This is a genomic window from Streptomyces sp. CA-251247 (assembly GCF_050952975.1).
Classification (GTDB): Bacteria; Actinomycetota; Actinomycetes; order Streptomycetales; family Streptomycetaceae; genus Streptomyces; species Streptomyces achmelvichensis.
Map to the genome: position 1 here is coordinate 568557 of NZ_CP191861.1, position 23854 is coordinate 592410.

Below are 23854 nucleotides of genomic sequence, written 5' to 3' on the forward strand. Positions count from 1 at the left end.
TCGTGCGGGCGGGCCGCACTCCGTAGGGTGGCGGGATGTCCCTATGGCTGACGCTCACACGGCACGACGCAGCGCAGATCGAAGAGCTCCTGGAGCACCCGGAGGGCCCGTCGGCCGGACGGGAGAGGCTGCGGCTCGCCTGGAACGACGTCGTGTTCGAGGACGACGAGGACGGGACGGCCTACCCGAGGGTGATCGAGGAGACCAGCGAGGTCCGCCGCAACTGGGACGCCCTCCATGTACTGCTCACCGGCGCCGAGAGCTTCGACGAGGACGGTGAGCTGCTCACCTCGGCACCGGCGCCCGCCCGTGACGTGGTGATGGGCGGACTCGTCCTCGCGGAGCGTGGAGGCAACCAAGGGCGGCTCTACAACCCGTTGTTGCTCATGCCGGACCAGGTGAGAGCCGTCCACTCCTTCCTTCGGGGCCTCGATGCCCCGACGCTGATCGCCTGTCGTGGCGATCTCCTGGAGAAGGCCACCTTCTACTCGTTCAGCACGGACATCCGGCAGCCTGACGGCACCCTTCGGACGGAGAGCGTCGTCGAGGACGGTTCCCTGGCCGCCGGCGTGGACATCGTGCGTGGCTTCTACGCGCGAGCCGCGGCCGCGGGAAACGCCGTCATCAAGGAAGTCTCCTGACCCCCGGGAGGGGGTGTGTCCTTCGGACCCGCCCGGGGAGTGTCCGAGGGGTGTCGCGCAGCCGGTGTCAGGCGTCCGGCGTGCTCGCCGCAACCGCCGGCTCGTCCGCGGCGGCCTTCTTGTCGACAGCCGTGTAGTACACCGAGTTCTGCTGCTTGGAGCGCTCGCTCTGGTTCTTGGCGACGGACGCTTCGAGGGCGTTGCGCACCAACTGCACGGTCAGCGGGCGGTCGGGGTGGAGCCGTGCCAGCTCCTGGGTGACCTCGGCCGCGGACCAGGGCTCCTGGCGCCGTCCCAGGATGCCGACCGCGAGCTCCCGCAGGGGCGTGGAGGTGGCCTTGGGCGCGGTGGTGGTCTTGGGCGCTGTGGTGGTCGCAGCCGGCTTCTTGGCGGCCTTGCTCTTGCCCTTGGCGGTGGTTGCGGCGGCGGTGGTTGCGGATCCGCTCGCACGGCGCGCCTTCGGGACGGTCGCGCCCTTGGCGGCCGTGGCGGTCTTCGCCGGCTTGGCGTCCTTGGTCGCCTTGGTGCTCTTCGCCGGTGTGCCGCCCAGGGCGGCCTGCATGCTCACCAGCAGTTCGTGGTCCTTCTGCAATGTCTCCAACTGTGCCTGCAACGCTGCCGCCTCGGACCTGATGCGCTCCTGCTCGGAGGCGTTGCTCTCCAGGTCGGCGGCAACCTGCTGGGCGTAGTGGGACTGGAGGTGGTTGGGGTTGTGCTCCGGCATGACAGCTCACTTTCCTCGCATACCAGTTGTGGTGCGGGATGCTACCTACAAACAACGCTCCACTGAACGTCCGGGCAGGTATCGACGCTGCTCACACTCACAACGAGACATGATGTTCGAAGACTTCGGGCAGTTTCGACGCGCCTCGGTCACTGTGCCGGTCTCACTGCAACGGGGTGAGTGTTTCGGCGGCGCCGCATTTCGCGCACGCCCTGGTGCCCGGGCGCCGGAGCACCATCAGGGTCTGGTCGAGGTCGAGTACATCGCCGTCGTCCGCGTCCTCGCAGTCGTGCACGTGCACCACGTTCCAGCCGGGGCGGCCGCGCTCCCGCGGCAACCGCTCGATGCGCCAGGCCCGTCGCGACTCACCCGCCTCCACGGCGGGGGTTGCCGCGGGGACGAGCACATCGTCCGGCTCGGGTGCGGGTGCCGCGGCAGCGGGCGCAACCGCAGCGGCAGTTGCGGGTGCGGGTGCGGGCACAGGTTCCACCTGCTGGGTGGGGATGTCCTCGTACGGGACACCCTGCATCGGCCGGACGTATTCGGCGGGCACCCACAGCACCAACTCGGCCGGTTCCACCCACTCCTCGGCCGTCGTCTGCCACATGGGCACACCGACCTGGTACATCCATCCGCGTGAGGTCTGGAGCCGGGAGTGCACCAGACCGCGGACCTCCTGTCCGTCCGGGAGAACCACCACGATCGGCGGCAGCGGGTCTGCGTTCATCCCCCCACCGTACGTCCGCACCCATGATGTGCTGCCGTCGCGGTGACCTTCGGTTTCTGACGGACCGCCGACGTCGGTCGGCGAACCCGATGGGGTGGGGTCGTGGTATCGGGGACCTGAGACTGAGGTCGCGCAGGAGATCAAGGCTCCTGAGAGGTGGGGGTCACCGGTTCGAGGGACAACTGGCTCCGTATGCCCTTGGACACCTCTGTGGAGGGAACACGGGGAGAGACGGACCGACCTCCACTCCGAGGAGACCGCACGATGAGTACCGAACTGACGGTCACTCTGATCGTCGCAGCGACTGCGGTTCTGGCCATGCTGGTGGTGACCGTGGTGCTCGCGGTCAGGGTGGTGAAGGCGCGCGCCGTACTGCGCGAGGCCGGGGTGCCGCTCAAGGACAAGGCGCTCTTCTGGGGCTCGCTCGTCTACGCCGTCAGCCCGGTCGACCTGCTTCCCGACCCGGTCTATCTCGACGACATAGGAGTGCTCCTGCTGGCACTGCGGGCCCTGCACTCCGCGGCGACCGCGGCGAGGGGGCCCGTGCGGGGCTCCGCCCGACGCCGGCGGTCACTCGAGAAACCCCTGGCGAATCCCCTCGAGAAACTCTGAGGTTCGCGAAAGCGCCGAGGCGCCGGTCCCCCGTCAGGTGGGACCGGCGCCTCGGCGCTGTTGGGCCGTGCTGTGTCAGGCCCTGGCTCAGTGGGCAGCGGCTCAGTAGGGACCGTTCACGTTGTCGATCGAGCCGTACCGGTCCGCGGCGTAGTTGCACGCGGCGGTGATGTTGGCGACGGGGTCGTAGCTGTCCATCGCCGTGCCGGGCACGTGGTAGGCCAGGAACGTCGGCTGGATGACCTGGAGCAGACCCTTGGACGGGGTTCCGGCCGCGGCGTTGGAGTCCCAGTTGTTGATGGCCAGCGGGTTGCCCGAGGACTCGCGCATGATGTTGCGGTGGATGCCCTCGTACGTGCCGGGGATGCCGTGCTGGGCCATGACGTCCAGCGACTCCTTGATCCAGCCGTCCAGGTCGTTGGTGTAGCTCTTGACCGGTGCGGCCTTCGCGGCCGGTGCGGCCTTCGCGACGGTCTCGACGGCCGGCGTCGATGTCCGCTCGGAGCGGTCGGCCCGCTCGGTGGAGGTCCTGGCCGGGGCGGGGGTGACCCCCGTGGCCTTCTTGCCGACGGAGAGCTTCAGGCCGGGGTGGATGAGCGCCGGGTCCGCGCCGATGGCCCTGCGGTTGTCCTGGTAGAGCTTCTTCCAGCCGCCGCTCACGGCGAGCTGGTCCGCGATCGAGGACAGGGAATCACCGGCAGCGACCGAGTAGGTCGTGGGGGCCTTCTTCGCGGGAGCCGGCGCGGCGGGGGCCACGGCCTGGTGACCCAGGGACGGGTGCGTCGTCGCCGGGGCGGCGCCGGCGGTGGTCGCCCCGATCACCGGGAGGACCAGAGCGGCCCCGCCCGTACCCGCGGCGACAATGCCCCGGGTCAGGGAACTGGTCTTGGGACGGCGGTGCTTACCCTTTGCAGGCATGACGCATTCCTCTCCGTCGCCTGCGAGGTGAGCTGTCGGGTGCGGACTGGAGATGTCCGGCCGCGGTTGAATGCGACTTGACCCCGAGCCGTTCCGGATTGCGGATCGGCGGCTTACCTGGTTCCCCCGCTCCTGCCATGGGTGAGTGGTCGTGGTTTACGGGTGGCGGCAGGATTCGGCGTTCCACCCGGATTGACGGTGACGTTAAGCGAGTCGGGCGGGACGGAACAAGCCCTGAATTCACGACGTAAACCCCCGGGATGATCCAATGGGGGTAAATAACGCCGGGCCGCATCGGGCGGGAGGTTCAACTTTCTTTACGCAGAACGGATCTGGGCCGACGGGCATTGATCGCGATTTCCCCGCGGAGTGACCCATTTCACTGCAACCAATTGCGAAGCCGGGCGGTCCGCGAGGGCGCACGAAAGAAAGTAAATCGCCCCCGGTTCCCCCAATTCAGACATTGTGCCGCATGGCGAATAATTACCCATGCAATGACTTTTCGGACATGCCACATGCCCGGAATGCCCGTTTCCCTCCTGAAAGGATGACGATATGACCGCTTTGGGCCCTCAAGCGGTGTCTACGCATCATCTGGACGGTCTGCGGGTGGTCCCGCGTCGTCACCGGCCCTCGGGACGATCTAGCGAAGGTAGTTGTAGACCGTCGCCCGGGAGACGCCCAGGAGGTCCGTGAGTGCCTGCACCGAATGCTTCACCTGAAGAAAGCCGCGCTCCTTGAGTGAACGCACCAATTCACGCCGGGATGCGGCATCGAGGCTCCGCGGGGTCTGCCCCCGCGCGGCGGAGAACTCCTCGACAGCCGCGCGCAGTTCGCCGCTGCTGCGGGCCCGGAGTGTTTCCTCCAGCGATACATCGGGCTCCTCGGTTCGCACGAGTCCGGCGAGACTCCGGGCCGCCGTGGCGAAGAGGGAGACATCCAGATTGAGGCAGATGGCCGCCACATAGTCGCCCCGGCTGTTCTTCAGACCGATGGAGGTGCTCTTCGCGGGACGGCCGTCGGGAAAGCGATTGGGGTAATTCTGAAGAACGCTCGGGTAGTCGGGATCCGCGATCCGGGCGAGGCCGAGTTCGGTCGCCGGGTCGCCCACGGTGCGGCCGGAGAGGTTGTTCTCGATCGCCCGGACGGCATGGTCCGGATCGCGCAGGTCGTGCAGGACGACCTCGCAGAGCCCCGGGAACATCCGCCCCAGTGCGACGACAATCTTCTCCCCCTCGCGCAGGAGCAGTTCGTCCTCCGCGCGCTCGTGCCCCTCGGACGCGGCGCTCACGCGACGGTGCCTTCCGGGAACAGATTCCCCATCGCGGTCGCCGCCTTGAGCCCGGAACCGGTCAGCACCACCACCGTCGTTTCCCCTTCGCGGATGGCGCCCCGCTCGCGGAAGACGTCAATGGCCGCGGCGGCGGTCGCACTGGTGGGCTCGGCATACAACCCGGTGGCGGCGAGTCGGCGGACGCCGCCGGCGATGGCCGCCTCGGGAATCGCCGCCATGTCTCCGCCGGACCGGCGGACGGCGGCCACCACCTCGGGCAGCCGGACAGGGGTACGGATGGCGGTGCCCTCGGCGATCGTCGGGCCGAACGAGGGTGCCGGGGCGCCGTGGAACGCGGCGTGGATCGGAGCGCACGCGGCGGGCTGCGCCACCAACAGCCGTGGCCGCCTGGTGATCTGACCTGCTGTCATCAGCTCGGAGAATCCCCGATCGAGACCGAGCACGAGGCTGCCCGCTCCTGCCACGGTGACCACCGCGTCCGGGGCGGCGAAGCCGAGGTCTTCCCACAGCTCGTAGGCAAGGGTCTTGGTGCCCTGGAGGAAGAAGGGGTTCCAGTTGTGCCCGGCGTAGCACGTGCGGGCCGAGCGGCGCAGGGCCTCGGCGGCGGTGGCGTCCCGCCCACCGGGGACGGGCTCGATGGTGGCGCCGAATGCCCGGGTCTGCAGCATCTTCGCCGGTGAGGTCCCCTCCGGCACGAGGATCGTGGCTCCGACACCGGCCGCGGCACAGTAGGCGGCGACCGACGAGCCACCGTTGCCCGAGCTGTCCTCGATCACCTCGCGCACCCCGGTCGCTGCCAGCGCCGAGATCATGACGCTGCTGCCACGGTCCTTGAAACTGCCGGTGGGGTTGAACCACTCCAGTTTGAAGCCGACGCGTGCACCGTCCCACTCCCTGTCGAGCAACGGGGTGCTGCCCTCCCCCAGGGTGACCGGACGGCCGACGGCCGACGGCAGCGCAGCGCGGTAGCGCCAGAGGGAACGCGTACCGCTGTCGATGTCGGCCGGAGTGAGACCCGGCAGCGGTGAGACGCTCAACGGCGCGCCGTCGTCACCGCGCCAGCGGCGGGCGTCCAGCGCGTACGTCCTGCCGGAACGCTCGTCGACCAGGTGCGGAGCGTGCCCGGACCGGTCTTCGCGTCCGTCTCGCGCTTCGCCGCCGTGCGGGTCCTCAGGTTCGCGCCGGTCTTCCACCAGGTCTCCTCCCGCCGGTCCTGCCACATGGTGATGGACACTTTATCCAGAGATGGACGAAACGTAAAACATCCCGGTGACCGGCAGAGCGGTTGTTACCTGTGCGTTCTGCACAGGTCGAAGGTGACAGCCGTGACTGTCGGAGCCTCTCCACCGCGTGACAGCGTCGGTCCCGTCATCGACCGAGGGAGTTCGCGTGAACAAGGGGTACGCCGTCTTCTGCGACGCAGACCGGCACTTCTACGACGCGCCGCACCGGCTGTCGCTCACCGACGACGCCGGACGCACCTCCCTGTACGAGCCCGCGCGCCGCCCCGTCCCCGCCGGCTGGCAACGCAACCGGTCCGGCGACTGGCTCGCGCTCCGCCCGGTCGACACCGATCTGCCCGCCCAGGGCTGGAAGATCCACGTCTCCGCCTGTCTCGACAACGCCGAATCGGTCCTCACCCGCGTGTGGTCCTACTGCGTCGCACGGGACATCGCCTTCAAGTTCATGCCGAGCCGGTATCTGCTGCACAACCGCAACGCCAAGTACGCGGACCGGGCCGGCAGCGGCAAGTTCATCACCGTCTATCCGGCCGACGACGAGCAGTGCGGCGTCATCGCGGAGGAGCTCGCCGCTCTCCTGGCCGGCGAGGCCGGACCGTACATCCTCAGCGACATCCGCTGGGGCGACGGGCCCGTCCACCTGCGCTACGGCAGTTTCACCAGGCGACACTGTTACGACGAGCACGGCGAGCTGCGCCCCGCCGTCGCGAACGCCGACGGTGAACTGGTGCCGGACCTGCGGGGCCCGGTGTTCCAGATACCCGCATGGGTCACGCCACCCGACTTTCTGAAGCCTCACCTCGACGCGCGCTCCGCGGTCACGGTCGACGCCATGCCGTACACCGTCGAGAAGGCGCTGCACTTCTCCAACGGCGGTGGTGTGTACGCCGCCCGTGACAACCGCACCGGCGAGAAAGTGGTCCTGAAGGAAGCGCGGCCGCATGCCGGACTGGCCGCCGACGGCGCCGACGCCGTGGCGCGTCTGCACCGCGAACGGACCGCGCTGGAGCGACTGTCGGGCCTGGCCTGCACGCCCGAGGTCCGCGATGCCTTCGTGCTCGGCGACCATCATTTCCTCGTTCTGGAGTACATCGAGGGCAAGCCGCTCAACTCGTTCTTCGCCCGGCGTCACCCGCTGATCGACGCCGATCCGGGGCCGGATCGCCTCGCGGAGTACACGGCGTGGGCGCTGCGCATCCACGGGCTGGTGGAGCAGGCCATGGAGGCGGTGCACGCGCGCGGTGTGGTCTTCAACGATCTGCATCTGTTCAACATCATGGTCTCCGAGGACGAGTCGTCCGTCGTCCTCCTCGACTTCGAGGCCGCGCACCAGAAGGGTCAGGGCGGCCGCCAGACGGTGGCGCATCCGGCCTTCGTCGCTCCGGCCGGCCGTCGCGGGTTCGACGTGGACCGCTACGCCCTGGCGTGTCTGCGGCTCGCGCTCTTCATCCCGCTGACCAGCCTCTTCGCCGTCGACCGCGCGAAGGCCACGCACCTCGCCGACATCATCGCCCGTCAGTTCCCGGTGGACCGGGCCCTTCTGGACGACGCCGTGCGGGAGATCCTGCGGGACCCGGGCAGTGCACCGGAAGCGGGCGCCGCCGGCTCCCCGGACTCCGGAAGCTACCTGCCCGTCTCCCCCGCCGACTGGCCGCACAGCCGCGACTCCCTGGTCCGTGCCGTCCTGGCCTCCGCGTCACCGGAGCGGGAGGACCGTGTCTTCCCCGGTGACATCGCCCAGTTCGCTACCGCGGGCGGCGGTCTGACCTTCGGCTACGGAGCGGCCGGCGTGCTGTACGCGCTGGACGCGAGCGGAGCGGACCGCTGCCCCGCGGCAGAGGAATGGTTACTGCTGCGGAGCAAGGAAGTGCCCTCGGGAACACCCGTCGGCTTCTACGACGGCCTCGCCGGCGTCGCCTGGACCCTGCAACGTCTCGGTCACACCGAACACGCGCTGTCGCTCGCCGAACTCGCCCTGGGCCAGCCCTGGGAAGAGCTCGCGCCGGACCTCCACAGCGGCCTGGCCGGACTGGGCCTCGCCTTCGACGCCCTCTCCGCAGCGACGGGCCACACGGACCTTCGTACGGCGGCGCTGCGGTGTGCGGAGCTCGCCGCCCGCTCCCTGACCGGAGGGCCCGGCCAGAACGCAGGCAGCCACACGGCCCGCGACGGATCGCGTGCCGGGCTGCTGCACGGAGCGTCGGGTACCGCCCTGTTGTTCCTGCGGCTGTACGAGCGCTCCGGCGACAGCACCCTCCTCGATCTGGCAGCGGAAGCTCTGCGCCGTGACCTCGCCCGCTGCGTGCACGGCGCGGGCGGCACCCTCCAGGTCGACGAGGGCTGGCGCACCATGCCGTACCTGGGCGCTGGCAGTGTCGGCATCGGCATGGTGCTCGACGACTACCTGGCCCACCGCCCGGACGCCGATTTCGAGCGCGCCCGGGGCGAGATCGTCCGCGCCGCGCAGGCGACCTTCTACGCCCAGCCCGGACTGTTCCGGGGCGCCGCCGGCATGGTTCTCCATCTGAGCCGTACGACCACGGGCGGACCCGGCACAAAGCCGGCCGACGTCCGCCGGCAGATCGACGCCCTCGCCTGGCACGCCCTGACGTACCAGGGCCACCTGGCCTTCCCCGGCGAGCAGATGATGCGTCTCTCGATGGACCTGTCGACCGGCACCGCGGGCTGTCTGCTCGCGATCGCCGCGGCACAGGGCGACCACCACGCTCATCTGCCGTTCCTCCCGCCGCTCCGGCGGCCCCAGAACCGGCCCGACTCCGGGCCGTCCTTGAGCACCACCGTCCCCGAATGAGAGGAAAGATCATGAACCTTCTCGACCTGCAGTCGATGGAGACCCCGAAGGAAGAGGCGATCGGCGACGTCGAGACCGGCGGAAGCCGTGCCAGCCTGCTGCTCTGCGGCGACAGCAGCCTGAGCATCACGACCTGTAACTGAGGTCGCCGGGCCCCGGTCGGTGGCACCACGCCGCCGACCGGGGCCCGTCCCGTCCCGGGCGGTTCGCCGCCCGGGACGGCCGCCGTTCACCGACCCGCACGAGGCCGTGGCCCGCGGCCGGCCACAGAGGAGCCCCCGCGATGGCCTACAAGCGCCCCCGCCCCAGCGGCACCGACGCCGGTGGCAGGGTGCCCACCGGCGGCGCGCACAGCCTGCTGCGTGCCGCGGTCCGGAGCAGCGCCACCCGTACCGCGGCGATTCTGCTCTGCTCCGTCGCATCCGCCGGCGCGGCCGTCGCGTCGCCCGCCGTTTTCGGACACACGCTGGACCTCCTCCTCGACCGGCACAGCGATGCCACGTCCTGGGTCGTGCTCAGCGCCGCGCTCCTCACTGCCGAAGTGCTCCTGGACACAGCCGTCGCCCTGTTGACCGGTGTCACCAATGCCCGGTCGACCGCCTGGCTGCGGACCGGCGCCCTCGGGCGGCTTCTGGCGACGTCACCGGACCGGGCGTCCCCGCTCCCCCCGGGGGATGTCGCGACACGTCTGTCGGTCAACGCGACCGAGGCCGGGACGGTGCCCGCGGCGGCCGCCGCGCTGACCGCGTCCCTGCTCGGCCCGGCCGGTGCCGTGATCGCCCTGCTGTTCATCGACGTCTGGGTCGCTCTCGCCTTCCTCGCCGGACTGCCCCTGCTGGTCGTCGTGTTGCGCGCTTTCGCCCGCAACTCCTCGGACACCGTGGGCCGGTACCAGCAGATCCAGTCGGACATCGCGTCCCGGCTCCTGGAAGCGCTCGACGGGGCGCGCACCATCGCCGCTGCGGGCACCGAGGACCGGGAACGGGCCCGCATTCTCCAGCCCTTGGCAGGCCTGGACCGTGAGGGACGGCGCATGTGGCGGATCCACGGCAGGGCGGTCGCGAACAGTCAGGTGCTGCTGCCCTTGCTGACGACCGCTGTTCTGGGTGTCGGCGGAGTACGGCTCGCCGCCGGGGCCATCAGTGTCGGCGAACTGCTCGCCGCGTCCCGGTACGCCGCCCTGGCGGCGGGCATGGGAGCCCTGGCCGGGCTCCTCGGTGCGATCGTCCGGGGCCGCAGCGCCGCCGCCCGCCTCGCCGTGCTCCAGGACCTGCCGGCCGTTCGGCACGGAGAGGGAACACTGCCGCACGAGGGCAGCGGCACGGTCGAGATGCGCGGAGTCACCGTCGTCCGGGAGGGACGCACGGTGCTCACCGATGTGCACCTGGTGGTGCCCGGCGGGACGACCGCGGCCGTGGTGGGCCGCTCCGGAGCCGGCAAGTCGACTCTGGCGGCCGTCGCCGGACTCCTCACCGAACCGGACGAGGGCTGCGTCCTGCTCGACGGCGTACCACTGCATTCCCTGGCACGCGACCGGTTGCGCCAGGAGGTGGCGTACGCCTTCGAACGGCCGGTCTTCCTGGCGGGAACGGTGGCCGACGCCATCGCGTCGGGGGCCCGTCGTGCCTCGGCGAACGAGATCCGTACCGCCGCACGGGCGGCGGGCGCCGACGGCTTCGTCCAACTCCTCCCCGAGCGCTACGAGTCGCCCGTCGTCGGCGCACCTCTGTCGGGAGGGGAACTGCAACGCCTCGGGCTGGCCCGCGCGTTCGCGCACGCGGGCCGGCTGCTCATTCTCGACGACGCCACGTCCAGTCTGGACACCGCCACCGAACGGCAGGTGGACCGCGCCCTCGCCCAGGAGGTACGGCCGGGCACCCGGCTGGTGGTCGCGCACCGGATCTCCTCGGCGAGCCGGGCGGACCTGGTGGTCTGGCTGGAGGACGGCCGGGTACGGGCCGTGGGGCGGCACCGTGATCTGTGGCAGGACCCCGCCTACCGTTCGGTGTTCGCCGCATCCGACGTGCCCACAGAGGCGCCGGCGCAACCGGCTCCCACACCGAAGCAGGTGCCACGGGCCCCGGTGTCGGCGGACGCGGCGGGTGGTCCGGCAGCAGGACGGGCCGCCCGATGACGGCCGCCGGGATCCACAAGCCGCGCGACAGCATCGCGCCCGGTGCGCTACGACGTCTGCTCCCTCCCGCCCGCCGCTTCCTCGCGACTCGCAAGAAGGCTCTGGCCGCTCTGGCAGGCTGGTCCCTCGTCGAGTCCGCACAGACCTTTCTGGGCGGCTACTGCATCGCCCAGGCTCTGGACCGCGGCTTTCTCGCGGGTGACACGAAGGCCGGTCTGCTGTGGCTGTCGGCCGCCGCGGTGTCCATCCTCGTGGCCGCGCCGGTCGTCCTCGGCGTCTTCGCCCAGCTGACGCATCTCGTCGAGCCCCTCCGCGACGCCCTGGTGACGCGGGCCGTCTCGCGGTCGCTGCGCAGCGCGGTCGCCGCACCGGGTCGCGCAGACGGCACAGCGGTGTCCCGGCTCACACAGCAGACCGAGATCGCCCGCGACAGCTTCGCCGGACTGGTGCTCACCCTGCGGTCGTTCGCCTTCACCGCCGCGGGCGCGCTGGCCGGCCTGCTCACGCTGGCGCCCGAGTTCCTGCTCGTCGTCCTGCCGCCCCTGGTCCTCGGCCTGGCGCTGTTCGCCGCCACTCTGCGGCCGATGGCCGCGGCCCAGAACCGGTTCCTCGACGCCGACGAAGCGCTCACGCAGCACAGCGGGACCGTCCGTGCCGCGCTGCGCGACATCGTGGCCTGCGGGACCCGGAACGAGGCGGAACGCCGGGGCGCGCGGCTGATCACGGACGCCGAGGAAGCGTCCCGTTCGCTGGCCCGCTGGGCCGCGGTACGGACGCTGGCGCTGGGTGTCGGCGGCCAACTGCCCGTCATTCTGCTGCTGGTGGCCACCCCGTGGCTGCTGAGCCGGAACGTGACGGCGGGCGCGCTGATCGGTGCGCTCACCTATCTGGTCCAGGCGTTGTTGCCGGCGCTGCACACACTCATGACGGCGCTCGGTGCGGCGGGCACCCGGCTCGTGGTGGTTCTCGACCGGTTCGTCCGGGACACGTCCGAGATCGCGTCCTCCGTCGGGCCCGTGGCCGACACCCCGGTGAAGCCGTCCGACTCGGCAACAGCCGTCGGCATCCGGTCCGTTCGCCTGGCGTACGGGCCGCGGGCCCGGCCCGTCCTCGACGGGCTCGATCTGTCCGTCCGGACCGGGGAGCACATCGCGGTCGTGGGGCCGAGCGGCATCGGGAAGTCCACGCTCGCAGGCGTGGTGGCCGGCATGCTGCTACCGGACCGGGGCACGGTCCACCTGGCGGGCCGCCCGGTCACGGGGCGCCCGGCCGACGAGCTGGCGCCGCTGCGGGTGTTGACCCCCCAGGAGGCGTACGTCTTCACCGGCACGGTGCGCGAGAACCTCACCGCTTTTCGTCCCGGCGCGCCGACCGAGGACATCGAGGCGGCCGCCGATGCACTGTGTCTCGGGCCGCTGGTCCGGCGCCTCGGCGGGATCGACGCCGACGTGACACCCTCCGCGCTGTCACAGGGAGAGCGGCAGCTGCTGTGCCTCGGGCGCGCTTACCTGTCTCCGGCGCCGCTGCTTCTGCTCGACGAGGCCACCTGCCACCTGGACCCCGCCGCGGAGGCCCATGCGGAGCGGGCGCTCGCCCGGCGGCCGGGAACCCTGATCGTCGTGGCCCACCGCCTGTCGTCCGCGCTGCGGGCGGACCGGGTGCTCGTCCTCGACGGCACGCGCGCGGAGTTCGGGAGCCACGCTGAGCTCCTGACCCGCTCGGAGCTCTACCGGGATCTGGTGGGCCACTGGCAGGAGGACCGCTGAGCGGCCCCCTGCCGGCCCCTCGTGTCTGTGTCGGGTGTCTCTACGTCCAGCCGGCGCCCTGGGCGATCCGGATCGCGTCGACGCGGTTGCGGGCCCCTATCTTGCGGATGACGCTGGCCATGTAGTTGCGGATCGTGCCCTGCGACAGATGCAGGTCACCGGCGACCTCGGCGATCGTCGCACCTTCGGCAGCGAGCGACAGCACACTGAGTTCACGGGGAGTCAGAGGCATCTCCGCGGCCTGGAGAAACCCGAAAGCGAGCGATTCGTCGATGAATCGCTCGCCTTTGGCAACGGTGTGAATGGCCTCGAGTAATCGACAGGGCGAACAATCCTTGTCGACATAGCCCAGCGCGCCGGCGTTGAACGCCTTGCGCAGTACTCCGGGCTTCTCCGGTGTGGCCAGCACCAGTAACGCGGCCTCCGAACGGGCGTCGGAGAGTGCTGCGCGGCTCCCCCGCACCGACGCCTCCAGGGAGTCCGCGTCGGCAACACACACATCGGGCGACAACGCCCCCCGTTCCTGCCTCCCCGGAAGGCAGGATGCAGCCGAGACGTCAAGCGCGCCATCGGAACGCAGCAGTTCCACGAGAGCAGATCTCATCAGCTGCGCGTCGTACGCGACGATGACCCGGATCATGTCCACCCCTTCAACTCACCGACTACCGCGGCCGATCAGCCGGCCGCCGCCCCACCCTCACCCGAGTGCCCACATCGGAGCCGAAAGAACGGGCGCGCGGGGGCACGCCGGGAGCACGACCGGTGCACAAGGGAGCGCATCGGCAACCCCGCAGGTGGTGCGGGGTCGCCGATGCGCGGCGCGATGAAGCGGTGCCCGAAGACGCGTCGAGACGGTGCCCGGAGGGACCCTCGCTACGACGTCAGGCCGATCTCCTCACAGTCGGCCTTGTACTTCGCGGTGCAGATCTCCTCGACCGTGTAGACACCGTCCTTGACGACGGTGTCCTTGATGTTCTCCTTGGTCAGCGAGACCACCGGCACCAGTACCGACGGAATGCCCTTGGTGGTCGGGCTGTCGATGTCCGCCTGGGCCATGGCACCGAGTCCGATACCCCTGGCCAGCAGGATGGCCATCTCCGCGGCGGCACTCGCCTCCGGCGCGTTGGGCTTGTAGACACTCATGAACTGCTCGCCGGCGACGATGCGCTGTACGGCAGCGAGTTCCGCGTCCTGGCCGGTGACCGGCGGGAGCGGGGAGACGCCGGCCTTCTTCAGGGCGGCGATGATGCCGCCCGCCATGCCGTCGTTGGCGGAGTAGACACCGGCGATGTTGTCACCGGTCAGGCTCACGATCGCCTCCTGCATGTTCGCGTTGGCGTTCTCCGGCTTCCACTCCTTGGTGTCGTACTCCCTGCCGATCTCCACCTTGCCGTCGAGCTCGGAGTGCGCGCCCTTCTTGAACATGGCGGCGTTCGGGTCGGTGACCGCGCCGTTCATCATCACGATCTTCGAAGACTTGGCCTTGTCCCCCAGCGCTTCGAGGAGCGCCTTCCCCTGGACATGGCCGACCTCTTCGTTGTCGAAGGAGGTGTAGGCGTCGATCGGCCCCTCGGCGAGGCGGTCGAAGGCGACGACCGGAATGTCGGCGTCTTTCGCCTTCTGCACCGCGCTCGCGATGCCCTTGGAGTCGACGGCGTCGATGATCATGACGTCGACCTTGCTCTCGATCATGGTGTCGACCTGTTGCGCCTGGAGAGCCGCGTCCTGTTTGGCGTTGGCGTAGACGACCTTGCCCTTGTCATTGGTCAGCTGGCTGACCTTCTTCTCGATGACGGGCTTGTCGAACTTCTCGTAGCGCGCCGCCTCGTTCTCCGGAAGGAGCAGGCCGACGGTGATGTCGTCGCTGGTTCTCACGCCCGTGCCCTCTTCGCTGCCACAGGCAGCGAGGGACACGGCCATCGCGGAAACAGTGATGGCTATGGCGGTGCGACGCAAATGTGCGTTCATCTGTGGAAATCAACCTCCCTGACAGGCCGCTTCCTTGCGACCGAGGTGGCTGGAAGTCAACTCCGCTCCGACAAATGCGTCAAGAAGTGCAATATTAACGAGATGGCAACAGGTTTTGTCCGTTAGTTAAGTGAACGCAGACATCTCTCCACGAAGGCCCTGGACACTTACTGACATAGCGGAAGCATCGGGCACGGAAATGATGCGCCGAACCACCGTCCGAGCACGGGAAATCCGACTGCGCGCCGGAGAACCGGAATCCCGCACAGAACGACCGGCGGCCCGGCCCGGGGACTTACGGCGAGAGGATCCGTCAGCGGGCCTGCCGCTGGAATCCCTCGAGTCCGGCCTGCACCTGCGGGTAGGGCGTCGCCTCGGGCAGCGCGCGGCCCTCGCGTACGGCACGCGCCGCCTCGGCTGCGGCATGGATGGCGGCACGGTAGGGCAGCGAGCCCGTACTCACCCGGCGGACGCCCAGGGCCGCCAGGTCGGCGGGCGACAGGCCCGGGACCGCGAGCACGTTCAGCGGCACCGGGATGCTGCGGGCCAGCTCGCGGAGCACGGCCGGCTCCGACACACCGGGTACGAAGATCCCGTCCGCGCCGGCTTCCACATAGAGCGCGGCGCGGTCGAGGGTGGCGTCGACGGTCGCCTCCTGCCGAAGCCAGTAGGTGTCGACGCGGGCGTTGACGAAGAGGTCCGGGCGGCGGAGCTTGACGGCCTCGACCTTCGCGGCGTGGACCTCCGGCCCGATGAGCCGCTCGGCGGAACTGTCCTCGATGTTGATGCCCGCCGCATCCAGCTCGGCCGTGTAGTCGGCGACGGCGTCCGGTTCGTCCGCGTAGCCGTCTTCGATGTCCACACTGATGAAGCACGGCAACCGCGACAGCGCGCGGGCGAGGAGGATGTTCGCCTCCCTGGTCGCACGCCCGCCGTCGGGGCGGCCCATGCCGGCGGCCACGCCGAGGCTGGTCGTACCGATGGCTTCGAAGCCTGCGTCGAGGAAGGCCAGCGCCGAGGGCACGTCCCAGGCATTGGGCAGGACCAGCGGCAGTTCGCGGCGATGGAGCTCATGGAAGGCCATGAGTCCCATCTTTCCGCTCCGGAGCGGCGACCGGGACGCGAGGGCCGAACCGCGCCCGGCCCGACCCGGCCGGTCGGTGCACGCGGGACCAGGGTCGGAACACGGGGCAAGGAGGTACGCGCGCCCTCGAAGGCGGCGGCCGGCACGGCACCGGGAGGAAGTGCCGCACCGGCCGCCTGGTCGGCGCGTCAGGCCGTGTGGAGCCGCAGCCCGTACCGGCCGAGGATCTCGTTGATCGGCTGGTGCCAGGTCTGGCCTCCGCCGCTGCAGTTGCCCCAGCCGCCGGAGGTGACGCCCTGCGCCTGGTCGCCGCTGATGAAGGAGCCGCCCGAGTCGCCGGGTTCGGCGCACACGCTCGTCTTCGTCATCTGATGGACGGCGCCCTGGCTGTAGTTCACGGTCTCGTTCTTCGCGAGGACCGCACCGCAGTGCCAGTGCGTGGTGGAACCGGACCGGCAGATCGAAGCCCCTATGGGAGCCTCGGCGGAGCCGCGGACCAACTGGTCCGGCACCGTGCCCCAGCCGAGGACCACGGGAACGGTCCACCAGCCGCTGCCGACACTGACCCAGGCGTAGTCGTCACCGGGGAAGGACGATCCCTGGAAGTTTCCGATGTGCGAGCCGTCCCAGCCCCGGACCGCCGCACCCCCACCACCGCAGTGCCCGGCGGTCACGAAGCCGCCGTGGACGGAGAAGCCGATGGAGCAGCGGACGTTTCCGGTGTAGTACGGGTCGCCGCCAACGGTGCCTGCGGCAAAGGTCTTGGGCGCCTCGGCCGTCTTCTGGACCTGGACGGGGCCTGCCTGGCGTGCACGGGCGAGGAAGGCCTTGACATCGTTGTCGGTCTGCTGATCGGCAACGACGTTCACCACGACGCGGTTGATACGCGGATCCACATGCCAACTGCTCACGCCGGCAGGGGCTTTGAAGCCGTCGATCTTCTTCTTCACGGCATCGAGCCGGGCGGCGTCGTACGTCACGAGCCGAACCGACGCGCCGGTGGCCCGGACGGCGCCGGCCTTGGCGCGGTCGGTGATGGCGACACCGAGCTTGCCGGTGCCGGCGTCGAACCAGGCACCGCCGAAGGCGGGGCCCGCCGCGCGGCGCGCCGTGCTCTCGATGGCGGTGGCGGCCCGCTCCGCCGCGAGGCGGGACCGGGCCTGGTCCTTCGTCAGGCCGAGGTCCCTCTCCATGGCATCCAGCAGGCCGGCGGACGCCTGCGGTTCGGCGGTGGGGGCGGGTGCTGCGGCGGATGCCGGGGCGAGTCCGGCGCCGGCCCAGGCGCCCAGGACGAGAAGTGCGGACATGCCGGTGCGCAGAACTGTTGTGCGTCTCAAGGCGTTGCCCTTCGGTTGTTCCAACGAGGTGGGGGTGGAACAGCACAGCTTTGGGAGCGCTCTCAATCGCTCCCCGGCGGAGCGTAGCCGAGGCACATCACCAGGTCCATGACAGGCGCACGGCAGATTTGCGCGCCGCGGCGCAACGGTCACCGAGGAGTTCCGGCGATTACGCCCGGAACTCCACCCGTGAACAGCCGAGTTGACCGAACGGTTGGTCTAGACCTGAACGGCTCCGCTGCGTCATAGTGAAGGTGTCCTCGCGGCCGTCCACCGCAGGGCCCGCCGACCCGCGCCACCCCCCGATCGAACCGCCTCCCCACCGCCCGGGGAGGCGGTTCTTCGTCTGCGACACCCCGGACCGTCCCCCGCAGGTTCCTGCCCGCCAGAAAATAGTAGCCATGTACGGTATTGCTCGTGAGTTCAGCAACGGAGAACGCCACGGCGGGGTTTCTCGTCTGGCGCCTGTCGATGAAGTGGCGGGTGGCCGTCGACCGGGCGGTCGCGCCGCTGGGCCTGACCCACGCGCAGTACGCGCTGATGGCGTCGCTGTACGGCATGCGGCGGTCCGGACTGACGCCCAGTCAGCGCGGACTCGCCGACCACACCGGGCTCGAACCGCTGTACGTGTCCAAGCTCGCCCGCGCACTGGAGGCTTCCGGGCTCGTCGCCCGCACCCGGGACCCGAACGACCCGCGCGCCATGCAACTGTCGCTCACCGAGCAGGGGCTCGACGTCACGCGCCGCGCGATCACGGTGGTCCAGGGTCTGCTCGACCAGTTGCTGGAGCCGCTCGGGGGCCAGAACAGCGCGCGTACACGGCAGTTCACCCGTGAGCTGGCCATCCTGCTCGACGCACCTCTTGATCCGCACACGGAGAACGAGAAGGAGCAGTCATGACCACCACCACGGCACCCGCGGCCAACGCCCGGGTCATAGCCCTGGCGCACTACGCCGGGCGCGCCCTCCTGGAGGGCGCACTGGCGCGCCACGGCGTCACGTTCCACCAAAGCGTCACGCTCCGCGCCCTCGTGGCCGCGGGCGAGTCCGCCGGCCGTGACCGGCTCGTCGCCGACGTCACCGGCTCGCTGAAGACCGACGAGTCGGTCACGCACGGCGTGATCGAGGAGATGACGGCCGCGAAGCTGCTGGAAGAGGACCCGGCCGAAGCATCCCAGGTGCGACTCACGGACGCCGGACGGGAGTTGTTCGACACCACCTCCGCCGAGAGCGCCGAGATCGCCGCCCGGCTGTACGGCGGCATTCCGGCAGAGGACCTCGCGATCGCGGGACGAGTGCTGTCTCTGGTCACGGAGCGCGCGAACGCCGCGTTGGCAGGCGCCTGAGCCGGAGCACCCGCGCCCAGCCGCGATGCCGGCGCGGGCCCGACTCGCGGGTCAGTGCGGCCGGTTGTGGGCGTCGGCTTCGGCGGCGGACTTCAGTTCGCGCAGCCAGGCTTCGAGGCCCGCGCCGAGAAGCTTCGTCGCCGTGGGGACGTCCGCTTCGACCTGGGCGCCGGTGTGGGTCTCGTCGGTGCTCACGCGAACGCCGCCCTTGACCTTGGTGAAGGTCCACACATGAACGCCGTCGATGCGCAGGCCTTCACCGACCGCGGGCCCTGTCCACCGGATGCACGAGTGGTGCTTGATCTGCCGGACGGTCGAGGTGATGTCCAGGCTGGTGGCGGGAGTTGCGGGGTTGGGAGGGATCGGGGTCGTCCACCGGAATGCCGAACCCTTGCGGAACGGGCCGTGGTCGAGGCGGTCCACGGACTCGACGGGGGTCTGCCAGGACGGCCAGCGCTCCACGTCGGTCTGAAGGCTCCAGATCGTGCGCAACGGGGCGTTGATCACGACCTCGGTCCGGTGACGGACGAGGGCGTCGGGGTCGACGCCCTTTCCGCGGCAGGTGACGGGCCTGTCCGAGTGGGGGGCATGGGAGGCGGCGGCCCCGGCGGGCGCTGCCGCTGCGCCGAGGAGGCCGAGGACGAGCGGGACGGCGTAGAGGGCGGCGCGACTGCTGGTGCTACGGAGGCCGGACATGGAGTTCTCCTCTGTCGGAAGGGGTGAGCACTGCCGGTTGAGCGTGTGACGCAACTGCCTCCGCAGCCGCGCTCCGCTAGAAGCTCATGTGTTCGTTAGAAGTTATAACTCCCTACGGAGCGGCCGGTCAATGGGTTGCGTGATAACCTCTAACGAAATTTTGAGGCTGTAGACCGATAGGTCGGGACGGTGACAGGCCATGGCGACAACGGGCGCGAACACACCGCGGGAGCGCTATCGGGCCCAGGTGCGCGCGGAGATCACGGAACGCGCCTGGGAGCAGATCGCCACGGCGGGAGCGTCCGCGCTCTCCCTCAACGCGATCGCCAAGCAGATGGGCATGAGCGGACCGGCGCTCTACCGCTATTTCGCCGGCCGCGACGACCTGATCACCGAGCTCGTCCGGGAGGCGTACCGAAGCCTCGCCGACACCCTCCGCTCGGCTTCCGACACCGGCGCCGACCTGGCCGGGCTGGCACACACCCTGCGCGGCTGGGCGATGGCGGACCCGCAGCGGTACTTCCTCATCTACGGCACCCCCATCCCCGGCTACCACGCACCCGAGGACATCACCGCGATCTCCACCGAGATCATGACGACTCTGGTCGACGCGTGTGCGGCGCTCGCTCCGGGCGGCACACCGACACCGTTCGCCGGCCATCTGGCGGACCACCGGGGCTGGGCCGCCGGGCACCCCGCCCCGCCGGAGACCCTCCATCGGTTCCTGACGTTCTGGACCCGTCTGCACGGCGTCCTGTCACTGGAACTCGCGGGCCAGTTCGCCGGGATGGACTTCGACCCCGCCCTGCTCTTCGCCACCGAAGTGGACGACCTGCTCGCACCGAGGCCCGGAGCTCAGAGCTCCTGAGCTCAGAGCCGCCCGGCCATGTCGAGGAAGCGGTGGATCGACGCCTTCATCGCCGCGACGAAGTGCTGACGGGTCTCGTCGGCCACCAGGTCCAGCGACAGATACGGGTTGAGGTCCTCCAGCTCGACGAGCAGCAGTTCGCCGTCGGGGGCGCGGCATGCGTCGACCCGCTGGATGCCCGACGCGATGGTGTTCCAGTCGATGAATCGCCGGGCGAAGTCGAGATCCGCTCCGGTCGGCTCGTACGGTTCGAGCACCCACCGCCGCTCGGGATCGGGGGCGTACAAGGCGTACTGGAAGGCATCGTCGACGAAGTAGAAGGACACCTCGTAGCGGAAGTCGATCCGCGGCTGGACGAGCACATCACCGTAGGTGAGATGCGACAAGCGCTCGCGGGTGACGAACTCCAGGCCGATCGAGTCCGCGCCGGCCTTGGGCTTGACCGCGTACTGCTGCGCCGCCGGCAGGACGTCGAGGTCCGCGAGCCGGTCGACGGTGGGTATGACGGGGTGGCCGTCGGCGGTCAGATCCAGCAGATATTGCTTGCCGGCCATGTCCCCCCTGCCGGAGAGCGGGTTGTAGACGGGGATTCCCCACGCCGTGGCCCGGTCGCGAAAGGCGTCGTAGGCGTCCTGGTAGTGCAGCACAGGGCCGCTGTTGCGGACCACGACCGCGTCGAAGCCGTCCATCAGCGCGAGCGCCTCCCGCGGGTGACACAGGGCGAGGTCGAAGTCCTCGCGCAGCCGGGAGGTCAGGAAGATGTCCTCGTCGCAATAGCGGCGGCCCCGTGCCGGATAGGCGAGGTCGGTGACGAAGAGCAGTCGCGGACGGACGGACACGGGCATCTCCCGGGGAGTGTGGTCGACACCGGACTCCGGGCATCCCGCGGAGTTTGGTTGAGCTCCAAACTACCCATCCCCCGGAGCGCGCCCCGCGCCGGGGCCCGCACGCGGCCTGCCCGCACCCCCGATCCGGTTGCGCAGGTCAGAGACGGTGCAGGCGAATACCGGACAGCCGCCCCTCGGCCACGTCCACGGTCATGAAGGTGCGGTACGGCTGACGCCGCCGGTCGGTCGGCGAGCCGGGGTTCAGCAGCCGAAGTCCGCCCGGAGCGGTCGTGTCCCAGGGGATGTGACTGTGCCCGAACACCAGCACGTCGAGGTCGGGAAACCGCTCCGCACACCGCTGCTCCCGCCCCTTGGCCTGGCCGGTCTCGTGGATCACGCCGAAGCGCAGCCCGCCGAGCTCGGCCCGCGCCACTTCCGGCAGACGCGCCCGCAGTGCGGGGCCGTCATTGTTGCCGTACACCGCGAGGAGCCGTGACGAGCGGGCCTCCAGCAGGTCGAGTGTCGCGCTGTCGACCCAGTCACCCGCGTGGAGCACCACATCCGCCTCGTCGATCCGCTCCAGCAACTCGGCGGGGAGATGCCGGGCGCGCCTCGGGACGTGGGTGTCGGCGGTCAGCAGCAGTCTCATCCCTCTACCCTGCCCGCCTTCCAGCGGCGCCGGTCCGCCTGACGCGCGGAGGCCGGTGCGCGGGGTTCCGGGTCAGCCGGCGGCTCGTGCCAGCAGTCCCGACAGCAGCACTTCGAGCGTCTGGCGCAGCGTGGACGGGAAGTCGAGGCGCATGGCCGCGAGGGCAGGGTCCGCCTCGTAGGCCGCCAGCATGGCGGCCGACGGATGGGCGTGCGTCCAGACGGCACCGGTCACCATGATCATGCCGCCGGTGAAGCGCAGGGCGTCGTGTTCGCCGAGTTCGGGCAGGTGGGTGCGCACCAGTTCGGCCATGGCCATCGCGCCGGCGATGGCCGAGCGCTTGTACTCCGCGGCGACCTGCGGGGAGACATTGCGCTCCAGCACCGCGGCCTGAGCACCGATCAGGTCGCACAGCACCGGGCGCTCGGCCAGCGCGGACGCGATGACGGCGGCGACCCGGTCGGCGCGTCCGGTGACGGGTGCGGCAGCGTCGAGAGCCTCCGGCAGTGTGGTGCGCAGGTGCTCCACCAACTCCTGGCACGCGGCGTCCAGCAGTTCGAGGAGAACGGCCTCCCGGGACTCGAAGTAGCGCAGCACGTTCGACTTCGCCAGACCGACGCGTCGGCTCAGTTCGTTCAGGCTCACCTGCGCCACCGGCATCTCGGTGAGCATGGCGGCCGCCGTGTCCAGGATCGCCTTGCGGCGCTGGGCGCGCTGCTCCTCGTTGCGTGCGCGCTGGAATGTCGTTGCCATGACCACATGCTACAGACCCCCGGTCTCTTGTTATCGGACCAGCGGTCTGCTAACTTCGAAATGCAACAGACCGGCGGTCTGCTAACCGTCGGCACATCTGCCCACCCCAGGAGCCCCCATGTATGCCGTCCCCGACCAGACCGGGAAGTTCGCCGTCGTCACCGGCGCCAACAGCGGAACGGGCAAGGAGACCGCACGCCGTCTCGCCGACGCCGGAGCCCGTGTCGTCCTCGCCGTCCGCACCCTCTCCAAGGGCGAGCAGGCCCGCGACGAGATCATGGCCCGGCACCCGCACGCCCAGCTCGAAGTACGCCGCATCGACCTGGCCGACCTGGACTCGGTGAAGGAGTTCGCCGACGGGCTCATCGCCGACGGCACACCCCTCGACCTGCTGGTCAACAACGCGGGCGTCATGGCGCCGCCCACCCGTATGACCACCGCCGACGGCTTCGAACTGCAGCTGGGGAGCAACTTCCTCGGCCCCTTCGCCCTGACCCTCCGGCTCCTTCCGCTGCTGCTCGCCGCCCCGGCTCCGCGCGTGGCCACCATGAGCAGCGGCACGGCCAACTACGGCCGGATCCACTTCGGCGATCTCCAGTGGGAGAACCGCCGCTACAGCCCCAATCTCGCCTACGCCCAGTCCAAGCTGGCCGACCTGATCATGGCCCAGCAGCTGACCGCGGTCGCCGCCGAGCGCGGCTGGAACCTGCTGAGCACCGCCGCCCACCCCGGGTACACCACGACCAACCTCCAGACCGCGGGCGCGAGCCTCGGCCGCGGCAAGCCCTCCCGGCTGCACGCACTGGTGAGTGCCATCGACTTCCTGCCCAAGCAAGGTGTCGAGCAGGGCGCCGAACCGCTGCTGTACGCGGCGACCAGTCCGGAAGCCGTGGCGAACGGCTACTACGGTCCCAGCGCCCGGTTCGGGCTCGTCGGCCCGACCGGCACGGCACGGGTGACCCGGCGGGCCCTGGACCCCGCGGCCAACGCCCGCCTGTGGGCCGAGGCCGAGCGCCTGACCAGCGTGTCCGTGCCGTCCACCGTCGCCTGACACCGGGCGCCGGCCGCCTCGCACGCAACGCCCGGCAGTCGTCGGCAGTGCCGCCGGACGCCGGGGGCCGAGCACCGATGTGACATCCCACCGCACACGGACGCCGCGAGTGGGTAGGCGTGGCCTATGGACGTTGTGGACTCAGACGAGCTGTTGCGGCGAATCCAGCGGGCGCGTGACTGGGCGGGCCGTGAAGAGGAGTCGTGGAAGGCACGGACCGGCGAGATGCAGGCCGATGATCCGGACGGGGCGCGTCGCGCGGAGGTGTTCGGATCGGCCTTCGAGACCGTCCGGAAGGTGCTGGACGAGATCGTCTCGCCCGGCCGGTCCACCTAGCGCCACAAGCCCTCCTTCCTCCCGGCCCTCGGATCACGCCGTAGGGCCTGCTTCCCCGCGACCGAAGTCG

General features: G+C 70.2%; 24 protein-coding genes and 1 riboswitch. Of the genes, 11 read left to right on the plus strand and 13 right to left on the minus strand.

Going from position 1 to position 23854, the window contains the following annotated elements; all coding sequences use genetic code 11:
- Positions 1-35 precede the first annotated feature (35 nt).
- The gene (locus ACQPWZ_RS02420; RefSeq protein WP_405567542.1) at positions 36-641 is read left to right on the plus strand and encodes a DUF1877 family protein; all 606 of its coding nucleotides are present in this window, start codon (positions 36-38) and stop codon (positions 639-641) included.
- Positions 642-708: 67 nt separating this feature from the next.
- On the opposite strand, the gene ACQPWZ_RS02425 is transcribed toward ACQPWZ_RS02420, so the two are convergent.
- Positions 709-1365 (minus strand): hypothetical protein, encoded by a 657-nt coding sequence (locus ACQPWZ_RS02425; protein ID WP_405567544.1) that lies wholly within the window; start codon positions 1363-1365, stop codon positions 709-711.
- Positions 1366-1528: 163 nt separating this feature from the next.
- Positions 1529-2092 (minus strand): DUF6233 domain-containing protein, encoded by a 564-nt coding sequence (locus tag ACQPWZ_RS02430; protein ID WP_433570467.1) that lies wholly within the window; start codon positions 2090-2092, stop codon positions 1529-1531.
- Between the two features lie 264 nt (positions 2093-2356).
- On the opposite strand from ACQPWZ_RS02430, the gene ACQPWZ_RS02435 reads away from it, so the two are divergent.
- Positions 2357-2704: a YkvA family protein gene (locus tag ACQPWZ_RS02435; protein ID WP_433570468.1), complete on the plus strand. Its 348-nt coding sequence runs from the start codon at positions 2357-2359 to the stop codon at positions 2702-2704.
- 102 nt (positions 2705-2806) lie between these two features.
- Here the strand turns inward: ACQPWZ_RS02435 and ACQPWZ_RS02440 are convergent, their stop codons facing one another.
- The 3 genes from ACQPWZ_RS02440 to ACQPWZ_RS02450 all read right to left on the minus strand — a co-directional run bounded on the left by ACQPWZ_RS02440 (position 2807) and on the right by ACQPWZ_RS02450 (position 6025).
- On the minus strand, positions 2807-3622 hold the full coding sequence (locus tag ACQPWZ_RS02440; RefSeq protein WP_340471451.1) for a transglycosylase SLT domain-containing protein: 816 nt from the start codon (positions 3620-3622) through the stop codon (positions 2807-2809).
- A 2-nt stretch (positions 3623-3624) separates the two neighbouring features.
- Positions 3625-3780: riboswitch (cyclic di-AMP (ydaO/yuaA leader) on the minus strand.
- 485 nt (positions 3781-4265) lie between these two features.
- Positions 4266-4913, minus strand: a complete 648-nt coding sequence (locus tag ACQPWZ_RS02445) for a helix-turn-helix transcriptional regulator (protein ID WP_405567557.1) — start codon at positions 4911-4913, stop codon at positions 4266-4268.
- Positions 4910-6025 carry a threonine synthase gene (locus tag ACQPWZ_RS02450; protein ID WP_433573757.1) on the minus strand — a complete coding sequence of 372 codons (1116 nt, stop codon included), beginning with the start codon at positions 6023-6025 and terminating at the stop codon, positions 4910-4912. Before ACQPWZ_RS02450 ends, ACQPWZ_RS02445 begins: the two co-directional genes overlap by 4 nt.
- 280 nt (positions 6026-6305) lie before the next feature.
- Here ACQPWZ_RS02450 and lanKC point away from each other — a divergent pair, with 280 nt between their 5' ends.
- The 4 genes from lanKC (at position 6306) to ACQPWZ_RS02470 (ending at position 12869) form a co-directional block, all read left to right on the plus strand.
- Positions 6306-8969, plus strand: a complete 2664-nt coding sequence (lanKC, locus tag ACQPWZ_RS02455; protein ID WP_433570469.1) for a class III lanthionine synthetase LanKC — start codon at positions 6306-6308, stop codon at positions 8967-8969.
- Positions 8970-8980: 11 nt separating this feature from the next.
- A complete protein-coding gene (locus tag ACQPWZ_RS02460) occupies positions 8981-9112 on the plus strand; it encodes a SapB/AmfS family lanthipeptide (protein WP_340471454.1) in 132 nt (43 codons plus the stop codon).
- A 140-nt stretch (positions 9113-9252) separates the two neighbouring features.
- Positions 9253-11103, plus strand: a complete 1851-nt coding sequence (locus ACQPWZ_RS02465; RefSeq protein ID WP_433570470.1) for an ABC transporter ATP-binding protein — start codon at positions 9253-9255, stop codon at positions 11101-11103.
- Entirely contained in the window at positions 11100-12869 is a 1770-nt protein-coding gene (locus ACQPWZ_RS02470; protein ID WP_433570471.1) for an ABC transporter ATP-binding protein, read from the plus strand. Before ACQPWZ_RS02465 ends, ACQPWZ_RS02470 begins: the two co-directional genes overlap by 4 nt.
- 40 nt (positions 12870-12909) lie before the next feature.
- Here the strand turns inward: ACQPWZ_RS02470 and ACQPWZ_RS02475 are convergent, their stop codons facing one another.
- The 4 genes from ACQPWZ_RS02475 to ACQPWZ_RS02490 form a co-directional block, all read right to left on the minus strand.
- Positions 12910-13509 (minus strand): response regulator transcription factor, encoded by a 600-nt coding sequence (locus ACQPWZ_RS02475; RefSeq protein ID WP_340471456.1) that lies wholly within the window; start codon positions 13507-13509, stop codon positions 12910-12912.
- A 233-nt stretch (positions 13510-13742) separates the two neighbouring features.
- A complete protein-coding gene (locus ACQPWZ_RS02480) occupies positions 13743-14837 on the minus strand; it encodes a sugar ABC transporter substrate-binding protein (RefSeq protein WP_340471457.1) in 1095 nt (364 codons plus the stop codon).
- 313 nt (positions 14838-15150) lie between these two features.
- Entirely contained in the window at positions 15151-15921 is a 771-nt protein-coding gene (locus ACQPWZ_RS02485) for an isocitrate lyase/PEP mutase family protein (RefSeq protein WP_433570472.1), read from the minus strand.
- Between the two features lie 188 nt (positions 15922-16109).
- Positions 16110-17258: a S1 family peptidase gene (locus tag ACQPWZ_RS02490; protein WP_356703500.1), complete on the minus strand. Its 1149-nt coding sequence runs from the start codon at positions 17256-17258 to the stop codon at positions 16110-16112.
- Between the two features lie 417 nt (positions 17259-17675).
- Here ACQPWZ_RS02490 and ACQPWZ_RS02495 point away from each other — a divergent pair, with 417 nt between their 5' ends.
- The gene (locus ACQPWZ_RS02495; RefSeq protein ID WP_383241933.1) at positions 17676-18158 is read left to right on the plus strand and encodes a MarR family winged helix-turn-helix transcriptional regulator; all 483 of its coding nucleotides are present in this window, start codon (positions 17676-17678) and stop codon (positions 18156-18158) included.
- On the plus strand, positions 18155-18604 hold the full coding sequence (locus tag ACQPWZ_RS02500) for a MarR family transcriptional regulator (RefSeq protein ID WP_433570473.1): 450 nt from the start codon (positions 18155-18157) through the stop codon (positions 18602-18604). The genes ACQPWZ_RS02495 and ACQPWZ_RS02500 overlap by 4 nt, the downstream gene beginning before the upstream one ends.
- A gap of 51 nt (positions 18605-18655) precedes the next feature.
- Here the strand turns inward: ACQPWZ_RS02500 and ACQPWZ_RS02505 are convergent, their stop codons facing one another.
- Complete coding sequence (locus tag ACQPWZ_RS02505; RefSeq protein ID WP_433570474.1) at positions 18656-19300, minus strand: SRPBCC family protein; 645 nt, start codon at positions 19298-19300, stop codon at positions 18656-18658.
- Positions 19301-19499: 199 nt separating this feature from the next.
- Between ACQPWZ_RS02505 and ACQPWZ_RS02510 the strand changes: the two genes are divergently transcribed.
- Positions 19500-20168: a TetR/AcrR family transcriptional regulator gene (locus ACQPWZ_RS02510; RefSeq protein ID WP_433570475.1), complete on the plus strand. Its 669-nt coding sequence runs from the start codon at positions 19500-19502 to the stop codon at positions 20166-20168.
- Between the two features lie 2 nt (positions 20169-20170).
- On the opposite strand, the gene ACQPWZ_RS02515 is transcribed toward ACQPWZ_RS02510, so the two are convergent.
- The 3 genes from ACQPWZ_RS02515 to ACQPWZ_RS02525 form a co-directional block, all read right to left on the minus strand.
- The gene (locus ACQPWZ_RS02515; protein WP_433570476.1) at positions 20171-21013 is read right to left on the minus strand and encodes a hypothetical protein; all 843 of its coding nucleotides are present in this window, start codon (positions 21011-21013) and stop codon (positions 20171-20173) included.
- A 139-nt stretch (positions 21014-21152) separates the two neighbouring features.
- Positions 21153-21644, minus strand: a complete 492-nt coding sequence (locus tag ACQPWZ_RS02520; RefSeq protein WP_433570477.1) for a metallophosphoesterase family protein — start codon at positions 21642-21644, stop codon at positions 21153-21155.
- A gap of 72 nt (positions 21645-21716) precedes the next feature.
- On the minus strand, positions 21717-22397 hold the full coding sequence (locus ACQPWZ_RS02525) for a TetR family transcriptional regulator (RefSeq protein ID WP_433570478.1): 681 nt from the start codon (positions 22395-22397) through the stop codon (positions 21717-21719).
- A 118-nt stretch (positions 22398-22515) separates the two neighbouring features.
- Between ACQPWZ_RS02525 and ACQPWZ_RS02530 the strand changes: the two genes are divergently transcribed.
- Positions 22516-23448 (plus strand): SDR family oxidoreductase, encoded by a 933-nt coding sequence (locus tag ACQPWZ_RS02530; protein ID WP_340471468.1) that lies wholly within the window; start codon positions 22516-22518, stop codon positions 23446-23448.
- Between the two features lie 126 nt (positions 23449-23574).
- A complete protein-coding gene (locus ACQPWZ_RS02535; RefSeq protein WP_340471469.1) occupies positions 23575-23784 on the plus strand; it encodes a hypothetical protein in 210 nt (69 codons plus the stop codon).
- Positions 23785-23854: the final 70 nt, after the last annotated feature.

Excerpts from the sequence above, each read along its gene's own strand:
- ACQPWZ_RS02520 (WP_433570477.1), bottom strand. The coding sequence starts at position 21,644 with ATGAGACTGCTGCTGACCGCCGACACCCACGTCCCGAGGCGCGCCCGG.
- ACQPWZ_RS02435 (WP_433570468.1), top strand. The coding sequence starts at position 2,357 with ATGAGTACCGAACTGACGGTCACTCTGATCGTCGCAGCGACTGCGGTT.
- ACQPWZ_RS02525 (WP_433570478.1), bottom strand. The coding sequence starts at position 22,397 with ATGGCAACGACATTCCAGCGCGCACGCAACGAGGAGCAGCGCGCCCAG.
- ACQPWZ_RS02510 (WP_433570475.1), top strand. The coding sequence starts at position 19,500 with ATGGCGACAACGGGCGCGAACACACCGCGGGAGCGCTATCGGGCCCAG.
- ACQPWZ_RS02440 (WP_340471451.1), bottom strand. The coding sequence starts at position 3,622 with ATGCCTGCAAAGGGTAAGCACCGCCGTCCCAAGACCAGTTCCCTGACC.
- ACQPWZ_RS02535 (WP_340471469.1), top strand. The coding sequence starts at position 23,575 with ATGGACGTTGTGGACTCAGACGAGCTGTTGCGGCGAATCCAGCGGGCG.
- ACQPWZ_RS02500 (WP_433570473.1), top strand. The coding sequence starts at position 18,155 with ATGACCACCACCACGGCACCCGCGGCCAACGCCCGGGTCATAGCCCTG.
- ACQPWZ_RS02460 (WP_340471454.1), top strand. The coding sequence starts at position 8,981 with ATGAACCTTCTCGACCTGCAGTCGATGGAGACCCCGAAGGAAGAGGCG.
- ACQPWZ_RS02470 (WP_433570471.1), top strand. The coding sequence starts at position 11,100 with ATGACGGCCGCCGGGATCCACAAGCCGCGCGACAGCATCGCGCCCGGT.
- ACQPWZ_RS02465 (WP_433570470.1), top strand. The coding sequence starts at position 9,253 with ATGGCCTACAAGCGCCCCCGCCCCAGCGGCACCGACGCCGGTGGCAGG.
- ACQPWZ_RS02485 (WP_433570472.1), bottom strand. The coding sequence starts at position 15,921 with ATGGCCTTCCATGAGCTCCATCGCCGCGAACTGCCGCTGGTCCTGCCC.
- ACQPWZ_RS02430 (WP_433570467.1), bottom strand. The coding sequence starts at position 2,092 with ATGAACGCAGACCCGCTGCCGCCGATCGTGGTGGTTCTCCCGGACGGA.
- ACQPWZ_RS02425 (WP_405567544.1), bottom strand. The coding sequence starts at position 1,365 with ATGCCGGAGCACAACCCCAACCACCTCCAGTCCCACTACGCCCAGCAG.
- ACQPWZ_RS02420 (WP_405567542.1), top strand. The coding sequence starts at position 36 with ATGTCCCTATGGCTGACGCTCACACGGCACGACGCAGCGCAGATCGAA.
- ACQPWZ_RS02530 (WP_340471468.1), top strand. The coding sequence starts at position 22,516 with ATGTATGCCGTCCCCGACCAGACCGGGAAGTTCGCCGTCGTCACCGGC.
- ACQPWZ_RS02480 (WP_340471457.1), bottom strand. The coding sequence starts at position 14,837 with ATGAACGCACATTTGCGTCGCACCGCCATAGCCATCACTGTTTCCGCG.
- ACQPWZ_RS02515 (WP_433570476.1), bottom strand. The coding sequence starts at position 21,013 with ATGCCCGTGTCCGTCCGTCCGCGACTGCTCTTCGTCACCGACCTCGCC.
- ACQPWZ_RS02505 (WP_433570474.1), bottom strand. The coding sequence starts at position 19,300 with ATGTCCGGCCTCCGTAGCACCAGCAGTCGCGCCGCCCTCTACGCCGTC.
- ACQPWZ_RS02475 (WP_340471456.1), bottom strand. The coding sequence starts at position 13,509 with ATGATCCGGGTCATCGTCGCGTACGACGCGCAGCTGATGAGATCTGCT.